Source organism: Helicobacter sp. T3_23-1059 (assembly GCF_053654515.1).
The window spans coordinates 1-3,659 of the sequence record NZ_JBSIUV010000096.1 but is presented as its reverse complement, the minus strand read 5'-3'; the positions used below and the strand labels follow the sequence as shown (position 1 = coordinate 3,659).

The following is a 3,659-nucleotide window of genomic DNA, read 5'->3' as shown; positions in this document are numbered from 1 at the left end:
AAAAACGCTAGATAAAGCAAAAGAGCTAGCAAGCGAGGCAAAAGAAAAAATAAGCGAGGCAAACAAAAACGCCCAAGAGTTTTTTAGCCAAGAATCTAGCGAACAATCTAACGAAGCCAAAAAAGCAAGCATAAGCACGCCTAGCCTAAAATCTATCACTAAAAAATATAGCTTAGTAAATTGTCTAGCATTTTGCTACATCGGGCAAGATGAGTTTAATTTACGCATAGGCTCTGCAAACTACACTTTCACGCAAGGCGAAATCCTAATCGTGCCAAATGACGCCACAGCACAATGGCTAAAACACAAAGACACGCTTTTTGTGCCAATCGTATAAAACACAAATCCACGCGCTAAAATCCAAACAAAAAGGAAAAAACAATGGCAAAATCTAAAAATCCACAAAACGAGCTAGACACACAAGAAAATCTAAGCGAGCAAGAAGCCCTAGAATCCACAAATCAAACACAAGAAGCAAACAAAAACGAGGGCGAATCTAGCCTAGAATCTAGCACGCAAGAATCACAACAAACACAGGGCAACGCAGAATCAACCCAAAATGGCGAGCAAGAATCTACAAAAGATTCTAGCCAAGAATCTAACCCCGCGCAAAATCCACAAAATAACACACAAAACCCTAGCGATTTAGGTGTAAAGAAATTTGATGAGATTTTAGCAAACGCGCTAAAAAACAACACAAGCTGGAGGGAGCAAATAAAAATCACTTTGCAAACTATCGCAGAGACTTACAATGCCTTTGTAGCCCTAGATGAAAGCTACCAAACAGGTATAAAAAACACAAATGACGCACTAGATGCGCTTAACTCTAGCACGCAAAAAGTAAATGAGCTAGCTACCCAAATCGCAACCACGCTAGCCCAAGCAAAAAAAGATTTTAAAACAATGCAAGAGAGGGCAGAGCAAGCCATCACAGAGGCAAATGCTACGATAGAATCCACCACGCAAAACGCAAAAACAACAAATGATAATCTAGTAGCAACAGAAGCAATTTATGACAAGGTGCGCGAAAAAGCTGAAGCGATTTTAGAAAAAGAGGACACAATTTTAGAGGCTTATGAGAAGTGGAAAGCACTAGATTCTATGCTCCGTCAAGCAAACGCGCTAAAAGCCGAGCTAGATACCAAGCTAGAAGCACATAGAAGCGCGTTAAATGCTGACAAAGAGGGCTATGAAACTGAACTAACACAAAAAAAAGATGAAATATCACGCGCCCTAGAATCCCTAGCAAACGCAAAGCAAGAAGCCCTAAACACGCTAAGTGAAACCAAAAACAACACGCTAAGCGAAAAAATCGATGAGCTAAACACACAGCTAGAAACCCACAAAGCTGAAATACAAAACGCACGCGACTTGCTAGCAAAAGACCACGATAGCCTAAAAAGCGAGATTTTAGAAGCACTAAAAGCGCATTTAGCACAGCAAGATACCGCGCAAGACACCACACAAAACGCGCAATAAAGGCAAGTAATGCAAAGAATGCTAAATTATCCTTACGAAGCTACAAAATGTTTTCTTAAAGATAGATATGCCAACACACGCGCAGAATTTAGCCTCACACAAGGCATAAACGCGCTAGAAATAAGCCCACAAGGCTTTTATTATGAAACGCAAAAAGGGCTAAAATTCTTTGTTTATGAGGGCGAGGGCATTTTAGATTTTAGCGATGCTTGCCAAGAATATGATTTTAGCAGTGTGGATTCTAGCAAGATTGATAACGCGCTATTTTTTGCCACAACAAAGGGCTTAAATGCAGAGGAAAAAGCCTTTTTAGCCCTTTATGATAAAAATGCAAGCAAAAACGCAAGGTATTTAATCCCACCTCGCTTTTTAGACATAGAACAACAAATTTTAAGCGGGGATTTTAACTAAAAAAAGGAGGCAAGACAAATGCTAATTTTTGAAAAAATACAAGAATTAAAAGAATTAAATGAGAATCTAAAAGCCCAGCTAGCCACGCTAAAGCAAGAGGCAAAAAACGAGGTAGAATCTAGCACACAAGAAGCCATCGCAAATGAGCTAGCAAACGCCCTAGAGCAAGCAAAAAGCCATATAAACGCGTATGCAAGTGAAAAAATCGCACAAAGCACAAGCGATTTAGAAAGCTATCACGCACGCGAAGTAAAAAGGCTTTTTAATGCGCGTTTAGATGAGATTTTAAGTGATTTTAGTGTAGATACACTTAGCAAGCAAGTATGCGCTGATTTTGCGAACCAAAACGCACACAACGCTAGCCAAGCCCTAGAATCTCTCATCCAAAAACACACTAGCGATTTTATCAAAGCAGCAAAAAGCGATATTTTTAACGCCACGCAAGAAGCTATAAACTCTAGCCGTGAAATCCTAACAAACGCAAAAGAGCTAAAAGATGAGCTAACCACGCAAGCAGGCATAAACCACATACGAAAATATCGCTTTGAAGCAAGCCTGCATCTAAGTGCTATGAGCGTGCAAAGCAATCTAAAAGAACTCATAAAAGAGCTAGATAAGCAAAAAGAATCTAGCAATGGAAATATTTTTGATGAGCTAGATAAAGCGCAGGGCAAAGATATAATCCACAAAAGCTATGCCACACGCTAAAAGCCTAAAACGCTACAAATCCTAAAAGCCACGCTAAACACGCTAGAAAAACCAAAAAAAAAGGACAAAAGATGCCAAGTTTTGATTTTGATTATTTAGAAAAAAACGCACAAGATTATGGGGTAGAGGAAAAACCACAAAGCGAGAATCTAAGCGGGGAAAATGAGGAAAACGCAAATGATTTAGCCCTTTTAGGCAGTGGAGGAGGCTTTAGTCCAAAACTTTATGCAAGTGGCGTGCCGCTTCTTACGGGCGATGAGTTGCTAGATACAAAAATGGCAAGCGGAAAAATGAGTAAATATGATATTTACACCGCACAAAAAGCAGGCATACCCGTAATGGCGATAATGCAACAAATAAATGCAAATGTAAATTTAGATGCAAAAGTGAGAAATAAAAGCAGCAGCACCACAAAGCTAAGGCAAGATTTTTATGAAAATATGAAAGCATTAAAAGCGGTAGATAATATCGTTAGCACTGCTGATGATGAAGCAAAAGGCGGGTTTTTGTTTCGCACAGGGCTAGCCACAAACAACACAGGATTTTTAGGTGGGCTAGATAGAAAACTAGATAGCTTAAGTGGAGGAATCTATAAACTTAGCCCAAACGCACAAAAATTTAAAGCCGATGAGGAAACGGCAATAAGCGTTGTCGGTAGAATCATCACAGGTGGAGGCAAACTCTCAAATCAACAAAAAGATGAAATGCGCGATGCTTATGGAATAGGTTTTAGAAAAGGCGAAAACGCAAGGGCGCAAGCTATCGCACAAAATGACATAATATTAGATGATACTTTGCGAAAAGCCGAGCTACTCTACCAAAATGGCGATATAACGCCCCAACAACTAGCCGAGCTACAAAGCTACCAAGCCAAAAATGAATATATCAAAGCAAATAATGCAAATTTTAACAAAGAGGAATATCAAAAAGCTGGCTATCAACGATGGGCAAGAGATAAAGGCTATTTAGGACAAAACGGACAAAATAGCCAAAATCCTAGCCAAAATCAAGGCTACCAAAGCCCACAAATGCCACAAATAAAATTTAGTAAATAAAGGACA

The 3,659-nt window shown here is 39.4% G+C and carries 5 protein-coding genes; all 5 read left to right on the top strand.

The window, feature by feature from the left end:
- Positions 1-337, top strand: a 337-nt coding sequence (locus tag ACWIX0_RS12995; protein WP_454174409.1) for a hypothetical protein, incomplete at its 5' end; no start/stop codon positions are given.
- Positions 338-381: 44 nt separating this feature from the next.
- Positions 382-1,479 (top strand): hypothetical protein, encoded by a 1,098-nt coding sequence (locus ACWIX0_RS12990; protein ID WP_454174408.1) that lies wholly within the window; start codon positions 382-384, stop codon positions 1,477-1,479.
- Between the two features lie 9 nt (positions 1,480-1,488).
- Positions 1,489-1,890: a hypothetical protein gene (locus ACWIX0_RS12985; protein WP_454174407.1), complete on the top strand. Its 402-nt coding sequence runs from the start codon at positions 1,489-1,491 to the stop codon at positions 1,888-1,890.
- A gap of 18 nt (positions 1,891-1,908) precedes the next feature.
- Positions 1,909-2,598 carry a hypothetical protein gene (locus ACWIX0_RS12980; protein WP_454174406.1) on the top strand — a complete coding sequence of 230 codons (690 nt, stop codon included), beginning with the start codon at positions 1,909-1,911 and terminating at the stop codon, positions 2,596-2,598.
- A 71-nt stretch (positions 2,599-2,669) separates the two neighbouring features.
- On the top strand, positions 2,670-3,653 hold the full coding sequence (locus ACWIX0_RS12975) for a hypothetical protein (protein WP_454174405.1): 984 nt from the start codon (positions 2,670-2,672) through the stop codon (positions 3,651-3,653).
- Positions 3,654-3,659 lie beyond the last annotated feature (6 nt).